We start from the raw sequence: 17,632 nt of genomic DNA, 5'->3' as shown, positions 1-17,632 counted from the left end.
ACCATAAAGCTCTCATTACGGGAGCTTTTTTTAATTCGTTACACATGGAAGGTCTCTACATTAACCTTGTTAGAAAACAACCGCTCAATTACCTTCGACTAATCGCAGGGTTAGCGATGATTGGCGCCACCATCTACCTTGGTTTTTATTCTAATCAACAACGTTTCTCATTGCTTCATCTAGCCATATTTTTTGCTGCCGGAATCTATTATGCGGTTCTAGGGGCAGGTATAAATCCGGTCAAGACATTTGGTAAAGCCTTTATTCTGGTGAACCAGAACTGCATTGCAGTTAAAAAATCGATCTTTTCAAAGTCCATGGAAGCTCAATGGGACACCATCAAAGAGATACAGCTCAATATCACTGCTATTCGCATCAAACTTACTAATGAAAAGAGTTTTGAATTTGAATACCAGATGTTAGATTCAGATACGATACACGAGTTAAAAACCCGCATAGCGTTAACTGCCAAAAGTAAAGGCATCACCGTCAATTAATGGACATTATCAGTCAGGCATACCACGATCAGATTAAGGACAAAGCCCTGGAATTGGGCTTCTCTGATATTGGCTTTGCTTTGATTGAACCAATAGCTGATGATGAAAAACGACTGCAGGAATGGCTCGATAAGGGCTATCAGGCTGGCATGGCCTATATGAATAATCACTTCGATAAACGCGTCAATCCTTCGTTGCTGGTTGATGGGGCTAAAAGCGTTATCTCCGTTATCATCAACTACACGCCCAAAAGCTTACAAACCGACCCTGAAGCGCCCAAGCTGGCCCGCTATGCCTATGGCAAAGACTATCATTTCGTTATAAAGGACAAGTTGAACGAACTCTTTACTTTTATAAAGGAGCATATCTACACATCGCTGGAAGGGCGTGTCTTTACCGACTCTGCCCCAGTGCTGGATCGGGCATGGGCCGCAAAAGCCGGTCTTGGATGGATTGGCAAAAACACGAATCTCATCCATAAAAAGCTGGGCAGCTACATATTGATTGGCGAACTGATAACGAACCTGCCCATACAAGGCAGTCAACCAGTCAAAGAAGCCTGTGGAGGCTGTCAACGCTGCATAGATGCCTGTCCGACCGGAGCATTATTTGCTCCTTATCAATTGGATGCCAATAAGTGCATTTCATACCTCACCATTGAGCATCGCGATGAGTTGCCAGTAGAATTAAAAGGGCAATTTGAGAACTGGGCTTTTGGCTGTGACATATGCCAGGAGGCTTGTCCGTGGAATTGGAAGGCCCGTCCAACTAAAGAAGAATCCTTTCAGCCACATCCCGACCTGCTTAAACTATCAAAAGACGGGTGGCATCAAATGGATGAAGACCTTTTCAGGGAATTATTTCGTAAATCAGCTGTCAAACGCACTAAGTACTCCGGACTTAGGCGAAATCTGGATTATCTGCAATAAAAAAAAACCGGCACTTGGCCGGTCTTTCTATATCATCTATAAAGTGTTTATGCTTTATCAGGATAATATCCCTTAATAATTCCACGCTGTGAATTACGCACAAAAAGAATAATTTCGTCACGCTCTTTTGAGGCTGGCATTTCAGCTTCAATGCGTTCGATTGCATCTGAATTATTCAAGCCCATCTGGAACAGGTAGCGATAAATATTCTGAATATCTCTAATCTGCTCGTTGGTATATGAACGGCGTCGCAGGCCAATTGAGTTCACACCTGCGTATGATATACGCTCGCGACCAGCTTTAACATATGGAGGAACATCTTTTCCAATCAAAGTTCCGCCTGCTACCATTACATGAGCACCAATATGAACGAACTGGTGGATGGCCGAAGTACCACCAATAATAGCAAAGTCATCTATCACAACTTCTCCGGCTACCTGAACAGCATTGGCCAAAATTACATTATTACCCACAATAGCATCGTGTGCAATATGTGTATAGGCCATCAACAAACAGTTGCTACCAACCACTGTTTTACCTTTGGCTTTGGTACCTCTATTGACAGTCACACACTCCCTGATGGTCGTGTTATCTCCAATTTCAGCAGTGGTTTCTTCTCCTGCAAATTTCAAATCCTGAGGAACCGCACCAATTACAGCACCAGGGAAAATTTTACAGTTCTTTCCAATTCTGGAACCTTCCATGATGGTCACATTTGACGCAATCGTTGTTCCCTCTTCGATAACGACATTTTTGTCGATGGAAACGAAAGGTTCAATAACAACATTGGGAGCAATCTTTGCCTCCGGATGGATATATGCCAATGGTTGTTTCATTTCTAAAGTTGTTTTAGTTCTTTATTCCTTCTGTTAATGCTAACAGAATACTTTTGGTGTAATTACTTATTTTTTACTACTTGTGCCATAAACTCACCTTCTGACACAACTGTATCGCCTACAAAAGCCGTTCCTTTCATGTTGGCCATACCTCTTCTAAACTCGGTAAGCAGCTCTAACTTGAAAATAATAGTATCGCCCGGCACCACTTTCTTACGCAACTTCACATTATCAATCTTCAGGAAATATGTACTGTAAGCACCGGGGTCTTCCAGCTGACTTAATATGAAGATGCCGCCCGCCTGTGCCATAGCTTCTATTTGAAGAACAGCAGGCATTACCGGCTCATCAGGGAAGTGGCCCACAAAGAATGGCTCATTCATGGTCACATTCTTCACGCCTACAATTGAACGTTCCTTGAGTTCGATAATCTTATCAATCAACAAGAACGGAGGGCGATGGGGCAACATCTTTTTAATATCATTGATATCGCATACTGGCTCCTTACATGGATCATAATGCGGCACCTCGGGTTTAAGTGCCCGTTTCTTAATTTCTTTACGTATTAACTTGGCAAATTCAACATTAGCCATATGCCCTGGACGAGTAGCCATAATACGACCTTTAATAGGCATACCACATAGTGCCAAATCTCCAATTACATCAAGTAACTTATGACGTGCCGGCTCATTCGGATACACCAACTCGAGGTTATTTAGTATTCCTGTAGGCTGCACTTCCACACGTGGTTGATTAAATAAATCAGCCAGTTTATCCAGCTCTTCCTGAGATATTTCCTTATCTATAATAATGATGGCATTATCTAAATCACCACCTTTTATCAGGTTATTCTTCAACAAGGGCTCCAATTCATGCAAAAACACAAATGTGCGACAGGCTGAAATCTCATTTTCAAAATCATCGAGGCTATCCAATGTAGCATATTGATTAGAAAGCAAAAGAGACTTATCAAATGATATCTTAACATCGGCACTAAACTCATCGTCGGGCAATGCCATTATTTTAATACCGCGCTCCTTATCCTCAAACACCATTTTTTCCTTCACGACAAAATACTGGCGTTCTTCATCTTGCTCCTCAATACCTGCTTTATTGATGGCCTCAACAAAAAACTTTGAACTTCCGTCAAGAATTGGTGCCTCGGGTCCGTCAACTTCAATCAAACAGTTATCAATACGCATAGCTACCAAAGCGGCCAGGCAGTGCTCAATGGTACTTACTTTAGCTTCCCCCTTCTCCAAAACGGTTCCACGCTGCGTAAAACCTACATTATCAGCTAGCGCATCTATTACAGGTTGCCCTTCTAAATCAATTCTTTTGAATTTATAACCGTGGTTAACAGGAGCTGGCATCAAAGTCAGGTTCACATCCACTCCTGTATGTAAGCCAGTTCCTTTAAGGCTTACAGATGTTTTTATAGTTCTTTGCTTTTCAGTCATATGCTTATCTTCTTCGACTATTACGACGACGAATTATGAATGCTTATTCTTCTAATTTCTTTTTCAGTTCATCCAACTGAGATTTCAGCTGAGGTAATCGCTTAAAAACAACATACGAGCGATTAAACTCCCCCATATCCATTGTAGGAGAACCAAACTGAATTGAGTTCTCTTTTTTAATTGACTTGTTGATACCTGTTTGAGCACCGGCCTTGGTGCCATTAGCAATAGTTATATGCCCGGCAATACCAACCTGACCACCAATCATACAATCCTGCCCCACTTTTGTTGAACCGGCTACGCCTGATTGTGCCGCAATAACAGTATTTTCACCAATCTCTACATTGTGAGCAATCTGAATCAGGTTATCGAGCTTAACACCTTTTTGAACAACTGTAGAGCCCATTGTAGCCCGGTCAATGGTGGTATTAGCTCCTATCTCCACATAGTCTTTTAAAACTACATTACCAATCTGAGCCACTTTTTTGTATTCATTATTGGCATTTGGTGCAAATCCAAAACCATCACTGCCAATAACGGCTCCAGCATGAATGGTACATTGCTTACCAATAACACAGTTTTTATAAACCTTTACACCGGCATAGATGGTAGTGTTATCATCTATTTTAACATTATCGCCAATGTAGGTGTGCGGATAAATCTTCACATTATCCCCGATACGTACGTTTTCGCCGATATAGGCAAAGGCACCAACATACACAAAATCACCTAGTTTGGCGCTATCATCCACAAACGAAGGTTGTTCAATGCCCGTCTTTTGAGGTATACTCTGCTCGTACATTTCCAATAACTGAGCTAAGGCTTCGTAAGCATTAGGCACCCTGATAAGGGTAGCTTTAATTTTCTTTTCGGCTTCAAAAGAATCATTAACAATCACCACATCTGCTTTGGTGGTATATATGTATTGGTTGTATTTAGGATTTGCTAAAAAAGTAAGCGTTTCAGGCTTCCCCTCCTCTATTTTAGACACATTCCTTACAATCGCTTCTTCGTTTCCTTCTACCTTACCGTTTAATAATTCGGCAATTTGACCGGCTGTAAATTTCATTTATAACAAACATTTGTTTGACAGCTCTTTATAACCACACCCACACCACTACATATTTGCAGTAAAGCTAATTGATTAACAAGCTAAATGTCAAAAAATTTGGTGCAAATCTAGTAAATATATTTACTTTAGAAAAGCGTAACATTTCTTTGCAATTCGGGCTCAATACTTTTAGGATAACACACGTAATGTTTCCTAACGGTTTTACCAAGTACCGAAAGGTTAAGCATATCAGAGGCCTTAGAAATATCTTTTAGTTCATTGTTATTATATAATATCTCAATTTTATCGTCCTTTATGCTGTATGCATTATTCGTAATTGTATCGGTAAACACGAAATAGTTTGCCTGCTGTGTAGACTTTAGGTTAAACTTCTTTTGCGTCACGTCCTTTATAAACTGTATGCTTTCCCCTTTAAATGGTTTCTCACTAATTCTGATTCGCCATAACTGCCGGTTAACAAACCCTTTTGCTAATGTTGACAAGATAACATCCTGGTGCTGGGTCCAGGATTTTATGGAGCACATGATATCATCATCATCGAGCGAAGCAAAATTATTTAACACCTCTTCATCATTATTAAAATCCTCTATACCAGGCTTACGTTTCATAAAAAACAGCAGATGTGCAGGTGCAAACAACTCCTCTCCCTTAGCGATCAATTTCCTGGCCCTTTTTAGCAAATGTACCAGCATTTGTTCGGCCGCCAGAGCCGTTTTGTGCAAATAAACCTGCCAATACATTAAGCGTCGGGCTACCAAAAACTTCTCAATAGAGTAAATCCCCTTCGATTCAATAACCAATTTATCATCCACCACATTGAGCATCTTAATAATGCGATCTGAGCCAATCACTCCTTCCGAAACTCCTGAAAAGAAACTATCTCGTTTCAGGTAATCCAGTCGATCCATATCCAGTTGGCTAGAAACCAACTGATGTAAGAACTGTTTGGGGTAAGTATCATTAAAAATATCGATGGCAGTTGATAAAACACCTCCAAACTCCACATTCAGTTTTTGCATAATAATCTGAGAAATGGCTTCGTGCGACACCTCTACCAAAGAATGCTCAAGCACATGACTAAATGGTCCATGCCCAATATCATGTAACAAAATAGCAGCATGAACAGCTGTTGACTCTTCTTCTGAAATAGCATGCCCCTTTGAAAGTAAAGTCTCAACGGCAGAACTCATTAAGTGCATAGCACCCAGAGCATGCTGAAAACGGGTATGCATGGCACCCGGATACACAAGATGAGTCAGACCAAGCTGCTTAATGCGTCGTAACCTTTGAAAATAGGGATGTTCAGTAAGATCGTACAAAAGCTCATTGGGCACTTTTATAAAGCCATGAACCGGATCGTTAATTATTTTCCTTTTATTCACACTTTATGCTAATTGATTGTTTGGCAATATACAAAAAACGCATCAGTTACTAACATAATCACCAACTTCATAAATACATAGCGACTCATCAATTTAATCTGTACTATGGGTATACTCCAATAACTGCGTAATATAAAGAAGTATGTGATTTGGATAAGTGTGCTGATATTATTATCTTTGCGCTTGATTTACCGAGTGGAAGACTTAGGGGACAAAATAGTCCCCTATTTTATTAGACAAAAGGCATGATTACAGAAGCTACAATCGAAGGTATCATCACTGATAAATTAGCAGCAGACGAAATGTTTCTGGTGGAGTTGGTTGTTAAACCCGGCAATAAAATTAGTGTCATGATTGATAATGACAACGGGGTGCCAATTAGCTACTGCATTGAACTGAGTAAATTTATTGAAGAAGGACTGAACCGTGATGAAGAAGATTTTGAGCTGGAGGTAGCATCAGCCGGCATTGGTCAGCCTTTCAAGGTGAAACGCCAATATCAGAAAAATATTGGCCGTGAAGTAGAAGTACTCACCTTGGCAGGTAAAAAATTCACCGGCAAGCTTATTGCTGTGGAAGAAAATGGTTTTAGCGTTGAAGTGGAAGAGAAAGTAAAGGTAGAAGGCAAGAAGCGTAAAGAATTGCAGGTAAAAACGGTAAATTGTAATTTTGACGAAGTAAAACAGGTAAAAGACATTATATCTTTTTAAATATTCCTTAGGGTATGGAAAATATTAATCTGATAGATACGTTTTCGGAGTTTAAAGAACTCAAGAATATTGATCGTGCAACCATGATCAGTGTGTTAGAAGACGCATTTCGAAGTGTTCTGATTAAGCGCTTTGGCACAGACGAAAACTTTGATGTTATCATCAATGATGACAAAGGGGACTTTGAAATTTGGCGCAACCGCGAAGTGGTTAAAGATGAAGATTTAGAAGATGAGAACCTTCAAATTTCTTTATCGGAAGCTAAAAAAATTGATGACGACTATGAGTTGGGTGAAGAAGTTACCGACGAAGTAAAGTTTTTGGATTTTGGCCGTAGAGCAATCTTAAGCTTACGTCAGAATCTGTCAGCACGCATTCTGGAGTTGGAGAAAGACAACATCTACCACAACTACAAAGACCGTGTTGGTGAAATTGTTACCGGTGAAGTATATCAGATTTGGAAGCGTGAAATCCTTATAATCGATGATGAAGGCAATGAACTTATCTTGCCTAAGGCTGAACAAATTCCTTCAGATTTTTTCCGTAAGGGAGATAGCGTAAGAGCTGTAGTGGTGAAAGTTGAAATTCGCAACAACAATCCATTAATTATCCTTTCGCGCACCTCGCCAGTATTCCTTGAGCGACTGTTTGAATTAGAGGTACCTGAAATTTTTGACGGCTTAATCACCATTAAAAAGATTGTTCGAGTACCTGGTGAAAGAGCGAAAGTAGCGGTTGAATCATACGATGAACGCATCGATCCGGTTGGAGCTTGTGTTGGCATGAAAGGTTCGCGTATACATGGTATTGTGCGTGAGCTTCGCAACGAGAACATCGATGTTATCAACTACACTTCCAATACCCAATTATTTATCCAAAGGGCATTAAATCCAGCTAAGATTACTAACATCAAAATCCTTGAGGATCAAGGCAGAGCTGAGGTTTACCTGCGTCCTGAAGAAGTATCACTGGCAATTGGTAAAGGAGGATTAAACATTCGCTTAGCCGGACAACTTACAGGATACGAATTGGATGTCTACCGTGAATCTGACGAGGATGATGAAGATGTTAATCTGGATGAATTCTCTGATGAAATTGATAGCTGGGTACTAGACGAACTGAAAGCAATTGGCTGTGATACTGCCAAATCGGTATTAGATCTGTCAGTTGAAGACCTGGTTAAGAGAACTGATTTAGAAGAAGAAACAATTCAGGAAGTTAGGAAAATATTAAGCGCTGAATTTGAATAAATCGCTATATTTGCCCGCAAAGAATTGAATCCGAACAAAATAAAACGATAAGAAGAGTCCTATTTATATGGCAGTTGGAAAAAGACTTAGTAAAGTAGCACGAGAGTTCAATGTTGGACACCACACCATTGTGGAATTCCTGCAGAAGAAAGGTTTCAAAGTTGAAACAAATCCGAATACAAAGATCTCGGAAGAGATGTATTCACTTCTTGCACAGGAATATCGTGGCGATTCACATGTTAAAAAAGAATCGGAAAAACTGGCTAAATTAAAGGAGAAGTCGAAGAAAGAGTCGATTTCACTTTCTGATATCAGGGATGATATTGAGCCAGCTAAAGAGAATGAAAAACCGGCTGAGACACCGGCTGCCAAGGATGAATCTGGCCCAAAAGTAGTTGGCAAAGTCGATTTAGACGCTTTAAAGCCCAAGAAAAAAGAAGCTCCTGCTCCGGCACCTAAGCCCGAGAAAAAGGCAGAGGAAGCTCCTAAGCAAGAGGTAGCTCCTCAGAAAGAAGAAAAGCCTGTGGAAAAAAAGGTGGAAAAGAAACCAGCTAAAAAACCTGAGCACATTCCTACTAAAGTAGAGCCAGCTGAGGAAATGAAGGTAGTTGGAAAAATTGACCTGGATAAGAAGCCAGTTAAACCTGCTGAAAAAGCTCAGCCCAAAGCAGAAGTTAAAAAAGAAAAACCGGCTCCAAAACCAGCTCCCGAAACAAAAGCCAAGCCTGCAGACGAAGCACCTGCCAAGCAGGAAGAGAAGCCAGTGGAAGAAGATACCTTCAGAGCCACACAGGTTAAAAAACTATCAGGCCCAACTGTTATTGGTAAAATTGAACTACCAAAAACACCAGCTAAATCAGATAACAAATCTGCAGCTGATAAAAATGCCAATAAGAAGCGCAAGCGTAAGCGCATCAAAAAAGATAAAGAGAAGGTTGACATTAACCAAAAGCAACAGCAAGGCGGCGATAACAAGCAGCAAGGCGGACAAGGTGGTGGTCAGAGAACTGACAATCGCCCGCAGAGACAACGTCCTGCGCGTGTTAAGAAACGTCCTGTAAAAACGGAGGTTAATGAGGAAGATGTACAAAAGCAAATAAAAGATACCTTGGCACGCTTAACCTCTAAAGGTAAGAGCAAAGGCGCCAAGCACCGTCGTGAAAAACGTGAGATTCAGTCGCAACGCCAGCAGGCCGAGATGGAGCAGGCAGACAAGGAAAAGTCAATATTGAAAGTTACGGAATTCGTAACCGCCAATGAATTGGCCAACATGATGGAAGTACAGGTAAACCAGATTATTGCTACCTGTATGAGCTTAGGTATGTTTGTATCTATCAACCAGCGTCTGGATGCTGAAACACTGGCCTTAGTAGCAGAAGAATTCGGTTATACCATCGAATTTGTGAGTGCTGATGTGGTTGAATCCATTATTGAGGAAGAGGATAAAGAGGAAGATTTACAAGACCGTCCGCCAATTGTGACGGTGATGGGTCACGTTGACCACGGTAAAACATCTTTATTGGACCACATTCGTCAGGCTAACGTAATTGCCGGTGAGGCGGGTGGTATCACCCAGCACATTGGTGCTTACAGTGTAACGCGCGAAGATGGCCGTCAGATTACCTTCCTGGATACACCGGGTCACGAGGCCTTTACAGCGATGCGTGCTCGTGGTGCCCAGGTAACCGATATTGCTATTATTATTGTAGCAGCTGATGATAACGTGATGCCTCAGACTGTGGAGGCCATCAACCACGCGGCTGCAGCAGGTGTACCTATTGTGTTTGCCATCAATAAAATTGACAAACCAGGTGCCAATCCAGATAGAATTAAAGAAGAACTGGCCAATATGAACTACCTGGTGGAAGACTGGGGTGGTAAGTACCAGTGCCAGGAGATTTCGGCCAAGAATGGTGTTAACATCGAAGAGCTGCTTGAAAAAGTATTGCTTGAAGCTGACCTTCTTGAGTTGAAAGCGAATCCAAATAAACGAGCTGTTGGTTCGGTGATTGAATCATCACTTGATAAAGGACGTGGTTATGTAACAACGCTATTGGTACAAAGTGGTACAATGCGTGTTGGTGACATGATACTGTCCGGTTCACACTATGGTCACGTTAAAGCGATGTTTAACGAGCGTAACCAAAAGGTTGATGAAGTAGGTCCATCGGAACCAGCATTAGTACTTGGTTTAAATGGTGCCCCTCAGGCCGGTGAACGTTTCAACATCATGGAAGATGAACGCGAAGCCAAAGACATTGCCACTAAGCGTGAGCAGTTGCAGCGCGAACAAGGCATGCGTACCAAGAAGCATATTACACTTGACGAAATTGGTCGTCGTATCGCCATTGGTAACTTCCAGGAGCTAAATGTAATTGTGAAGGGTGATGTGGATGGTTCTATCGAAGCATTATCTGACTCGTTAATCAAGCTGTCTACTGAAGAGATTCAGGTGAACGTAATTCACAAAGCAGTAGGTCAGATTTCGGAATCAGACATCATGTTAGCAACGGCCTCAAACGCCATTGTTATCGGATTCCAGGTGCGTCCGTCAATGGCTGCACGCCGCATTGCTGAGAAAGAAGAAATCGACATTCGCTTGTACTCTATTATCTACGATGCTATTGAAGAGTTGAAATCAGCAATGGAAGGTATGTTATCGCCTGAGATTAAAGAGGAGATTACCGCTACTATTGAGATTCGTGAAACATTCAAAATTACGAAAGTGGGTACCATCGCTGGTTGTATGGTGAAAGAAGGAAAAATCAAACGTACCAATAAGATTCGCCTGATTCGCGAAGGTATTGTGGTGTACACCGGTGAGCTGGGTTCTCTGAAACGTTTCAAAGACGATGTGAAGGAAGTGGCAGCTGGTTACGAGTGTGGTTTGAACATCGAAAAGTACAACGACATTAAAGTGGGTGATATTGTTGAAGCCTACGAAGAAGTTGAGGTAAGCCGTAAATTGTAAAATAGTTTTACACGATATACGAAAAAAGCTCGTCCGTTTGGATGAGCTTTTTTGTTGTCTGGCAATTATTTATTTACAAACTAAATTAACCCCAGCTTTAATAAGTTTTCCAAATCCTCAGGCGTATCAATACCATGTGACTCTTCTGTCGTCTGCTCCACCCTAATTGAATAACCATTTTCGAGCCAGCGCAACTGCTCCAATGATTCTGCTGATTCAAGCTGCCCAATAGCCAATTGTGTAATTTCAAACAATACATCAGCACGATAACCATACAAACCAACATGATTGTAGTATTGATGCATTTCGGTCCATTGATGTTCCTCCTCTCCTCTCAGATAAGGAATTGGCGAACGACTAAAATACAATGCCCGATTGTCTTTACTAAGAACGACCTTTGGCTTGTTGGGGTTAAATAAATCGTCAGATGACGTTACCGGTTTAACCAAAGTAGCCAGTTGAGTCGCTTCATCATCAAAACAATCCGCAACTGAAGCAATCTGCTTTGGACTAATAAACGGCTCATCACCTTGTATATTAATGACAGCATAAAAGTCAGCATCCTCTATCTCTGAAATTTTCACAAGAGCTTCTGCACAGCGATCGGTGCCACTCTGATGGTCTACCGATGTCATTACCACATTACCACCAAATTCAGCAACAACCAATTCTATCCTTTCATCATCGGTAGCAACATATACATCATCTAAAATCAGACTGGCCTGTTCATAAACGCGCTGTATCATTGGTTTTCCACCAATATCGGCCAAAGGTTTTCCAGGGAAACGTGTGGAAGCATAGCGGGCCGGAATGATTCCGAGTATTTTCTTTTCTGTCATAACATCATTCGTATTATCTGACAAAGGTATCAAGTTCATCGTACAAACAATTCCATAATGAGAAAGTTGATGAGTAATCTGGTGCTTTTAACAAAAATTGTTTAGTGCGAATCCCTTATATAAGTATGAGAATTGTAACTTTGTCAGGTGGCCTGCTAAAATTGCAGGCTTTATATTAATCAGGTAGAAAGATAAGTGTAGAATAAATGGATTTACAACAAATCAAGCAACGATTCGGGATAATTGGTAATTCATTTGGGTTAAACCGGGCCATTGATGTAGCCGTTCAGGTAGCCCCTACCGATTTATCTGTGTTAATAACCGGTGAAAGTGGTACCGGTAAAGAGGTGTTTCCGCAGATTATCCATCAGTCGAGTGCCCGTAAGCATGGTTCTTATATAGCCGTTAACTGCGGTGCCATACCAGAAGGAACTATTGACTCTGAGTTATTTGGCCATGAAAAGGGAGCTTTTACCGGCGCCCTGTCCGACCGAAAAGGCTATTTTGAAGAGGCCAATGGCGGTACTATCTTTTTGGATGAGATTGGCGAACTGCCTTTAAATACCCAGGTTCGTTTGTTACGCGTACTCGAAGCCGGTGAGTTTATCAAAGTAGGTTCATCAAAAGTTCTAAAAACAGACGTGCGGGTAGTGGCTGCCACCAATGTGAATATGGAAAAGGCGATTAAAGAAGGTAAGTTCCGAGAGGACTTATACTACCGCCTCAATAGTGTGCCAATAACCATTCCGCCCTTGCGCGACCGCTCCGATGATATTTACCTCCTGTTTAGAAAGTTTGCCAATGATTTTGCCACACGTTATCGTATGCCGGCCATACGTCTGTCTGAAGATGCCAAGGAAATGCTTATGCGTTACCGTTGGCCGGGCAATATCAGGCAACTTAAAAATATCACTGAGCAGATATCAGTGATTGAACAGCGGCGGGAAATAGACAGTGAGTCCATTTCCAAATACCTCCCCTACCATTCGGGCGATAACTTGCCTGCTATTATTGACAATAGCAGCAAGCCTGATGCCGATTTCAGCACAGAACGCGAAATACTTTACAAAGTATTATTCGATATGAAAAAGGATATGAATGATCTGAAAAAACTGGTGCTGGATATGATGGAAAACGGCAATATCAGCTCACATAGCGAGCATGCACAAATCATTCAAAAGCTATATCAGAGTGAAGATGGGGACTTTGTGAGGACTGGCAATAATGTGCAACCAATGACCTATCCACCATCGGTCAATGATGATGAGCATGAATCCATCCAGGATACCGAAGAATTTGTAGAAGAATCCTTGTCATTAGCCGATAAAGAAATCGAGCTCATTAAAAAAGCACTCGATAAATACAACGGAAGGCGAAAACAAGCAGCCGTTGAATTAGGTATATCAGAACGAACTTTGTATCGAAAAATTAAAGAATATCAGATAGAACGATGAAAATAGCATACAGCATAATAGGCATGGTATTGGCATTAATGGTAACCGCCTGTTCAATTAATATGACCATGAGCGGGGCCTCAATACCTGAGAACATCAATAGTTTCTCTGTTCAATATTTCGACAACAGGGCACCTCTAATCAATCCAGTTTTAAGTCAGAATTTTACCGAAGGTTTGAAAGACCGTATATCAAACGAGTCGCGTCTGAATTTGGTTAATGGAACAGGCGATGTGGATTTCTCAGGAGAAATCACTGGCTATAGTGTTCGACCAATGGCCATTCAGGCAGATGCAATCTCGGCAGAAACCCGTCTTTCGATGACCATTAAAGTGCGTTATAAAAATTATAAAGACCCTAAACTCAACTGGGAAAGTAGCTTTTCGGCCTTTCGGGATTTTCCATCGGATCAGAACATTAACGCGGTGGAAAATGACCTGACCACAGAAATGATTGAAGAAATTACCGAGAATATTTTTAATAAAGCATTTGCCGACTGGTAGCATAGAGTTGATTCTATTATATGAAGAAAACAGCCTTTTTTGATTTAGTAGCACAGCCTGATTTGTTAAATGAGGATACCCTGCCTGAATTAACCGAAATTGTAGCAGAGTTTCCGTGGTTTCAGTCTGCACGCATGCTACTGCTTAAAAATCTTCATGTAATTGAACATGTACGGTTTAATGGTGAATTAAAGCAATCTGCTGCATTTATTGCCGATCGCAAGCAACTATTTGAACTCATTCATTCTAGTAATAACATACCATCACCTGTCAGCCATGAAACCCATACCGAGGAAAAAGTTGAAGCTGTTAAGGAGTTGGTGGTGAGTGATGCAGAAGCTACAAAAACACCTAAGAAAACTATTGGCATCACAACAAAGGTGAGTTCCATTACCGACTATTTCCAAACGGACGATACATTTGAAACAGCTGATGGCAGCCAGATTGACTTTTCGGTGCTTTCAAATAAAAAGCCTGAAACGAAACAGAACCAGTCAATGGTATTGCCAAGTGCTGATTTTCTAGGCTATGAATCCAATGAATTAGTGGGATATGAACTAAAAGAGGCCATCGACCCTGAGGAGAAGAAAGATGAAAGCCACTCCTTCTCTGACTGGCTAAGTATGCTGCGACATGCACCAGTTCAAACAGAAAAGCAACCTGTTAAGAGAAAATCACAACAGATTATTGATAATTTCCTGCAAATTGATTCACCTAAAATTATTCCATCGTTCAAACAAGAACCAACGAAATCAGAATCTATAAGCTCTGTAAATAAAGGGCTAACTGACAATGCCGATGATCTAATGTCAGAGACGCTGGCTAATATTTACATCAAGCAAAAACACTATGACAAAGCAATTGGGATATATGAGAAACTCCGTTTGAAATATCCCGAAAAAAATGTTTACTTTGCACGTCGCATTACCGACTTAGAAAAATTAACAAATTAAATAATTGAGCGAGATATGTATACTTTTGTTTCGATATTAGTAATCTTAGTAAGTATCTTTTTAATCCTTATTGTTTTGGTACAAAACTCTAAGGGAGGAGGTTTAGCATCTAACTTCTCATCACAAAACCAGGTGATGGGAGTGCGTAAAACTACTGATTTCTTAGAAAAAGCAACCTGGACCTTAGCCGGGGTGTTGTTAGTACTTTCGTTTGTTGCTGTATTGGTATTACCAAAGGCACAAATGGGTGGCGCTGAAATTGATGAGAAACTCAACACGCTTCCTTCGCAGCAACAAGAGATGCAAGCATTCCCATCTCCTGCACAAGGTGATGAGGCTGCAACAACAGAAGAAACAAGTACCGAAGATGCTGAGTAAGCAAAACAGGTAAAAAAATATGGAAAGTGTCAGGCTCAACAGTCTGACACTTTTTTTATCTGTAATTTTGACTTCTGACAAATGATCTCCTGTCAGACCTCTGCAAAAAAGTCAGTGAATCTTATAAAAATATGTCATAAATTGCTTTGGCATACTTTGTGAGTGAGAAGCAATCGTTAAAACTTAAACTGTTTATATAAATCAAAAATTAATAGATATGTCAGAATTAAAAGGAAGAATCTTAGCCGGTAAAATTTTGGTTAAGCCTCAGGCAGCTGAAACAACAACAGCAAGCGGAATTATCATTCCTGATTCAGCCAAAGAAAAACCATTACAAGGTACTGTCGTTTTAGTGGGTGAAGCTAAAAAAGACGAAGTAATGGAAGTAAAAGTTGGCGACGTAGTATTGTACGGTAAGTATGGTGGTACTGAATTAGCAATTGATGGAGAAGACTACTTGCTGATTTCTCAGTCTGATGTACTTTACATCCTGTAACTATCAATAGTTAATAATTTTTAATCCTGAATATTTAAAAGAGACATAAAATGGCTAAAGAAATAAAATTTAATATTGAAGCGCGTGATTTGCTGAAAGAAGGTGTTGATGCTTTGGCGAATGCTGTAAAAGTAACATTAGGTCCTAAAGGACGTAACGTAGTGATTGACCGTAAATTTGGTGCTCCATCCATCACAAAAGATGGTGTGTCGGTAGCTAAAGAAGTTGAGCTATCTGATCCTTATCAAAACATGGGTGCCCAAATGGTAAAAGAAGTAGCTTCAAAAACTGGTGACGATGCTGGTGACGGAACAACTACTGCTACTGTTTTAGCTCAGTCAATCATCAATGTTGGTTTGAAAAACGTAACTGCCGGTGCCAACCCAATGGAATTGAAAAAAGGTATTGACAAAGCAGTTGCTGCCATTGTTAAAAACATCAAAACTCAAGCTCAGGAAGTTGGCGAGCACAGCGAAAAAATTGAGCAGGTGGCTACCATTTCGGCAAACAACGATAGCGAGATTGGTAAGCTGATTGCTGAGGCCATGGAGAAAGTGAGCAAAGAAGGTGTTATTACCGTGGAAGAAGCCAAAGGTACTGAAACAACTGTAGAAGTAGTTGAAGGTATGCAGTTCGACCGAGGTTATATCTCTCCATATTTTGTGACCGATACTGACAAGATGGAAGCGGACCTGGAGAATCCTTTTATCCTGATCCACGACAAGAAGATTTCAACCATGAAAGATCTTCTGCCGGTGCTTGAGCAAACTGCACAAACAGGTCGTCCGTTGATGATTATTGCTGAAGATGTGGATGGCGAAGCTTTAGCTACTTTGGTAGTAAACCGCCTGCGTGGTTCATTAAAAGTGGCTGCTGTTAAAGCACCTGGTTTTGGCGACCGCCGTAAAGAAATGCTGCAGGACTTAGCGGTTCTGACCGGAGGTACTGTTATTTCTGAAGAAACTGGTTTGAAGCTGGAAAGCGCAACTATCGAGATGCTTGGTCAAGCCGAAAAGGTGACTATCGACAAAGAAAATACAACGGTTGTTAATGGTGCCGGTGCCAAAGAAGCTATCGAAGGCCGTGCCAACCAGATTAAAGCACAAATTGCAAATACGACTTCTGACTACGACCGTGAGAAGTTACAAGAGCGTTTGGCTAAGATTGCCGGTGGTGTTGCTGTACTTTATGTAGGTGCTGCTTCTGAAGTAGAAATGAAAGAGAAGAAAGACCGTGTAGACGATGCCCTAAGTGCAACACGTGCGGCTGTTGAAGAAGGTATTGTTCCTGGTGGTGGTGTTACCTACATCCGCTCTATTGCTGCCTTAGATGAAATTAAGGGTGAAACAGAAGATGAGCAAACTGGTATTGAAATCATCAAGCGTGCTATCGAAGAGCCATTGCGTCAGATTGTATTCAACGCAGGTAAGGAAGGTGCTGTAGTAGTACAAAAAGTAGCTGAAGGTAAAGATGACTTTGGCTACAATGCTCGCTTCGACCGTTACGAAAACCTGTTGGAAAGTGGTGTAATCGACCCAGCTAAAGTAACACGTATCGCTCTTGAGAACGCTGCATCAATTGCAGGTATGTTCTTAACCACCGAATGTGTATTGGTTGAGGAGAAAGAAGATGCTCCTGCTATGCCAATGGGAGGCGCTCCAGGAATGGGTGGCGGCATGCCAGGCATGATGTAAGATAATAATTCATCAATTATAGAAAAAGAGGGGTTCATCTTGAATCCCTCTTTTTTGGTATATATAGTATTGTAAAAAACAAGTCAAAAAAAAACCAACACTCTCATTAACAATAACTTTTACATTATCACTCATCCCATCTCTCCAATAAAAAACCCCAACTTTTAGGCATTGCACCTTATTTAACTTATTGTTTTATTTAGTTGTT

The 17,632-nt window shown here is 41.0% G+C and carries 16 protein-coding genes; 11 read left to right on the top strand and 5 right to left on the bottom strand.

The window, feature by feature from the left end; translation table 11 throughout:
- The first annotated feature begins 44 nt into the window (after window positions 1–44).
- Both KEM09_RS03390 and queG read left to right on the top strand, forming a co-directional pair.
- The gene (locus tag KEM09_RS03390) at window positions 45–497 is read left to right on the top strand and encodes a hypothetical protein (RefSeq protein WP_212225532.1); all 453 of its coding nucleotides are present in this window, start codon (window positions 45–47) and stop codon (window positions 495–497) included.
- Entirely contained in the window at window positions 497–1,426 is a 930-nt protein-coding gene (queG, locus tag KEM09_RS03385) for a tRNA epoxyqueuosine(34) reductase QueG (protein WP_212225530.1), read from the top strand. Before KEM09_RS03390 ends, queG begins: the two co-directional genes overlap by 1 nt.
- Before the next feature lie 47 nt (window positions 1,427–1,473).
- Here the strand turns inward: queG and lpxA are convergent, their stop codons facing one another.
- The 4 genes from lpxA to KEM09_RS03365 all read right to left on the bottom strand — a co-directional run bounded on the left by lpxA (window position 1,474) and on the right by KEM09_RS03365 (window position 6,176).
- Window positions 1,474–2,262, bottom strand: a complete 789-nt coding sequence (gene lpxA, locus KEM09_RS03380) for an acyl-ACP--UDP-N-acetylglucosamine O-acyltransferase (RefSeq protein ID WP_212188209.1) — start codon at window positions 2,260–2,262, stop codon at window positions 1,474–1,476.
- A 62-nt stretch (window positions 2,263–2,324) separates the two neighbouring features.
- Window positions 2,325–3,722 carry a bifunctional UDP-3-O-[3-hydroxymyristoyl] N-acetylglucosamine deacetylase/3-hydroxyacyl-ACP dehydratase gene (locus KEM09_RS03375; protein ID WP_212225528.1) on the bottom strand — a complete coding sequence of 466 codons (1,398 nt, stop codon included), beginning with the start codon at window positions 3,720–3,722 and terminating at the stop codon, window positions 2,325–2,327.
- Between the two features lie 43 nt (window positions 3,723–3,765).
- On the bottom strand, window positions 3,766–4,791 hold the full coding sequence (lpxD, locus tag KEM09_RS03370; RefSeq protein WP_212225526.1) for a UDP-3-O-(3-hydroxymyristoyl)glucosamine N-acyltransferase: 1,026 nt from the start codon (window positions 4,789–4,791) through the stop codon (window positions 3,766–3,768).
- 128 nt (window positions 4,792–4,919) lie between these two features.
- The gene (locus KEM09_RS03365; RefSeq protein ID WP_342343995.1) at window positions 4,920–6,176 is read right to left on the bottom strand and encodes an HD domain-containing protein; all 1,257 of its coding nucleotides are present in this window, start codon (window positions 6,174–6,176) and stop codon (window positions 4,920–4,922) included.
- Window positions 6,177–6,421: 245 nt separating this feature from the next.
- Here KEM09_RS03365 and rimP point away from each other — a divergent pair, with 245 nt between their 5' ends.
- The 3 genes from rimP (at window position 6,422) to infB (ending at window position 11,107) form a co-directional block, all read left to right on the top strand.
- The gene (gene rimP, locus KEM09_RS03360; RefSeq protein WP_212225524.1) at window positions 6,422–6,886 is read left to right on the top strand and encodes a ribosome assembly cofactor RimP; all 465 of its coding nucleotides are present in this window, start codon (window positions 6,422–6,424) and stop codon (window positions 6,884–6,886) included.
- 14 nt (window positions 6,887–6,900) lie between these two features.
- Window positions 6,901–8,136, top strand: coding sequence for a transcription termination factor NusA (gene nusA / locus KEM09_RS03355; RefSeq protein ID WP_212225515.1), 1,236 nt, complete (start codon window positions 6,901–6,903; stop codon window positions 8,134–8,136).
- 67 nt (window positions 8,137–8,203) lie between these two features.
- Entirely contained in the window at window positions 8,204–11,107 is a 2,904-nt protein-coding gene (infB, locus tag KEM09_RS03350; RefSeq protein WP_212225513.1) for a translation initiation factor IF-2, read from the top strand.
- 80 nt (window positions 11,108–11,187) lie between these two features.
- Here infB and kdsB read toward each other — a convergent pair whose 3' ends face one another.
- Complete coding sequence (gene kdsB, locus KEM09_RS03345) at window positions 11,188–11,946, bottom strand: 3-deoxy-manno-octulosonate cytidylyltransferase (RefSeq protein WP_212225512.1); 759 nt, start codon at window positions 11,944–11,946, stop codon at window positions 11,188–11,190.
- A gap of 206 nt (window positions 11,947–12,152) precedes the next feature.
- Here kdsB and KEM09_RS03340 point away from each other — a divergent pair, with 206 nt between their 5' ends.
- The 6 genes from KEM09_RS03340 to groL all read left to right on the top strand — a co-directional run bounded on the left by KEM09_RS03340 (window position 12,153) and on the right by groL (window position 17,424).
- Window positions 12,153–13,400, top strand: a complete 1,248-nt coding sequence (locus tag KEM09_RS03340) for a sigma-54 interaction domain-containing protein (protein WP_212225510.1) — start codon at window positions 12,153–12,155, stop codon at window positions 13,398–13,400.
- On the top strand, window positions 13,397–13,903 hold the full coding sequence (locus tag KEM09_RS03335) for an LptE family protein (protein ID WP_212225508.1): 507 nt from the start codon (window positions 13,397–13,399) through the stop codon (window positions 13,901–13,903). The genes KEM09_RS03340 and KEM09_RS03335 overlap by 4 nt, the downstream gene beginning before the upstream one ends.
- Window positions 13,904–13,923: 20 nt before the next feature.
- Window positions 13,924–14,856, top strand: a complete 933-nt coding sequence (locus KEM09_RS03330) for a tetratricopeptide repeat protein (protein ID WP_212225506.1) — start codon at window positions 13,924–13,926, stop codon at window positions 14,854–14,856.
- Window positions 14,857–14,871: 15 nt separating this feature from the next.
- Window positions 14,872–15,234, top strand: coding sequence for a preprotein translocase subunit SecG (secG, locus tag KEM09_RS03325; protein ID WP_212188219.1), 363 nt, complete (start codon window positions 14,872–14,874; stop codon window positions 15,232–15,234).
- Between the two features lie 217 nt (window positions 15,235–15,451).
- The gene (locus KEM09_RS03320; protein WP_212188220.1) at window positions 15,452–15,730 is read left to right on the top strand and encodes a co-chaperone GroES; all 279 of its coding nucleotides are present in this window, start codon (window positions 15,452–15,454) and stop codon (window positions 15,728–15,730) included.
- A gap of 50 nt (window positions 15,731–15,780) precedes the next feature.
- On the top strand, window positions 15,781–17,424 hold the full coding sequence (gene groL, locus KEM09_RS03315; protein WP_212225498.1) for a chaperonin GroEL: 1,644 nt from the start codon (window positions 15,781–15,783) through the stop codon (window positions 17,422–17,424).
- Window positions 17,425–17,632 lie beyond the last annotated feature (208 nt).

This window comes from Carboxylicivirga mesophila (assembly GCF_018271975.1).
Taxonomy (GTDB): domain Bacteria; phylum Bacteroidota; class Bacteroidia; order Bacteroidales; family Marinilabiliaceae; genus Carboxylicivirga; species Carboxylicivirga mesophila.
The sequence above is the reverse complement of the archived record's forward strand: the minus strand, read 5'-3'. Positions and strand labels throughout refer to the sequence as shown.

Excerpts from the sequence above, each read along its gene's own strand:
- KEM09_RS03390 (WP_212225532.1), top strand. The coding sequence starts at position 45 with ATGGAAGGTCTCTACATTAACCTTGTTAGAAAACAACCGCTCAATTAC.
- KEM09_RS03330 (WP_212225506.1), top strand. The coding sequence starts at position 13,924 with ATGAAGAAAACAGCCTTTTTTGATTTAGTAGCACAGCCTGATTTGTTA.
- groL (WP_212225498.1), top strand. The coding sequence starts at position 15,781 with ATGGCTAAAGAAATAAAATTTAATATTGAAGCGCGTGATTTGCTGAAA.
- nusA (WP_212225515.1), top strand. The coding sequence starts at position 6,901 with ATGGAAAATATTAATCTGATAGATACGTTTTCGGAGTTTAAAGAACTC.
- rimP (WP_212225524.1), top strand. The coding sequence starts at position 6,422 with ATGATTACAGAAGCTACAATCGAAGGTATCATCACTGATAAATTAGCA.
- queG (WP_212225530.1), top strand. The coding sequence starts at position 497 with ATGGACATTATCAGTCAGGCATACCACGATCAGATTAAGGACAAAGCC.
- KEM09_RS03320 (WP_212188220.1), top strand. The coding sequence starts at position 15,452 with ATGTCAGAATTAAAAGGAAGAATCTTAGCCGGTAAAATTTTGGTTAAG.
- lpxA (WP_212188209.1), bottom strand. The coding sequence starts at position 2,262 with ATGAAACAACCATTGGCATATATCCATCCGGAGGCAAAGATTGCTCCC.
- secG (WP_212188219.1), top strand. The coding sequence starts at position 14,872 with ATGTATACTTTTGTTTCGATATTAGTAATCTTAGTAAGTATCTTTTTA.
- lpxD (WP_212225526.1), bottom strand. The coding sequence starts at position 4,791 with ATGAAATTTACAGCCGGTCAAATTGCCGAATTATTAAACGGTAAGGTA.
- KEM09_RS03335 (WP_212225508.1), top strand. The coding sequence starts at position 13,397 with ATGAAAATAGCATACAGCATAATAGGCATGGTATTGGCATTAATGGTA.
- KEM09_RS03340 (WP_212225510.1), top strand. The coding sequence starts at position 12,153 with ATGGATTTACAACAAATCAAGCAACGATTCGGGATAATTGGTAATTCA.
- kdsB (WP_212225512.1), bottom strand. The coding sequence starts at position 11,946 with ATGACAGAAAAGAAAATACTCGGAATCATTCCGGCCCGCTATGCTTCC.
- KEM09_RS03375 (WP_212225528.1), bottom strand. The coding sequence starts at position 3,722 with ATGACTGAAAAGCAAAGAACTATAAAAACATCTGTAAGCCTTAAAGGA.
- infB (WP_212225513.1), top strand. The coding sequence starts at position 8,204 with ATGGCAGTTGGAAAAAGACTTAGTAAAGTAGCACGAGAGTTCAATGTT.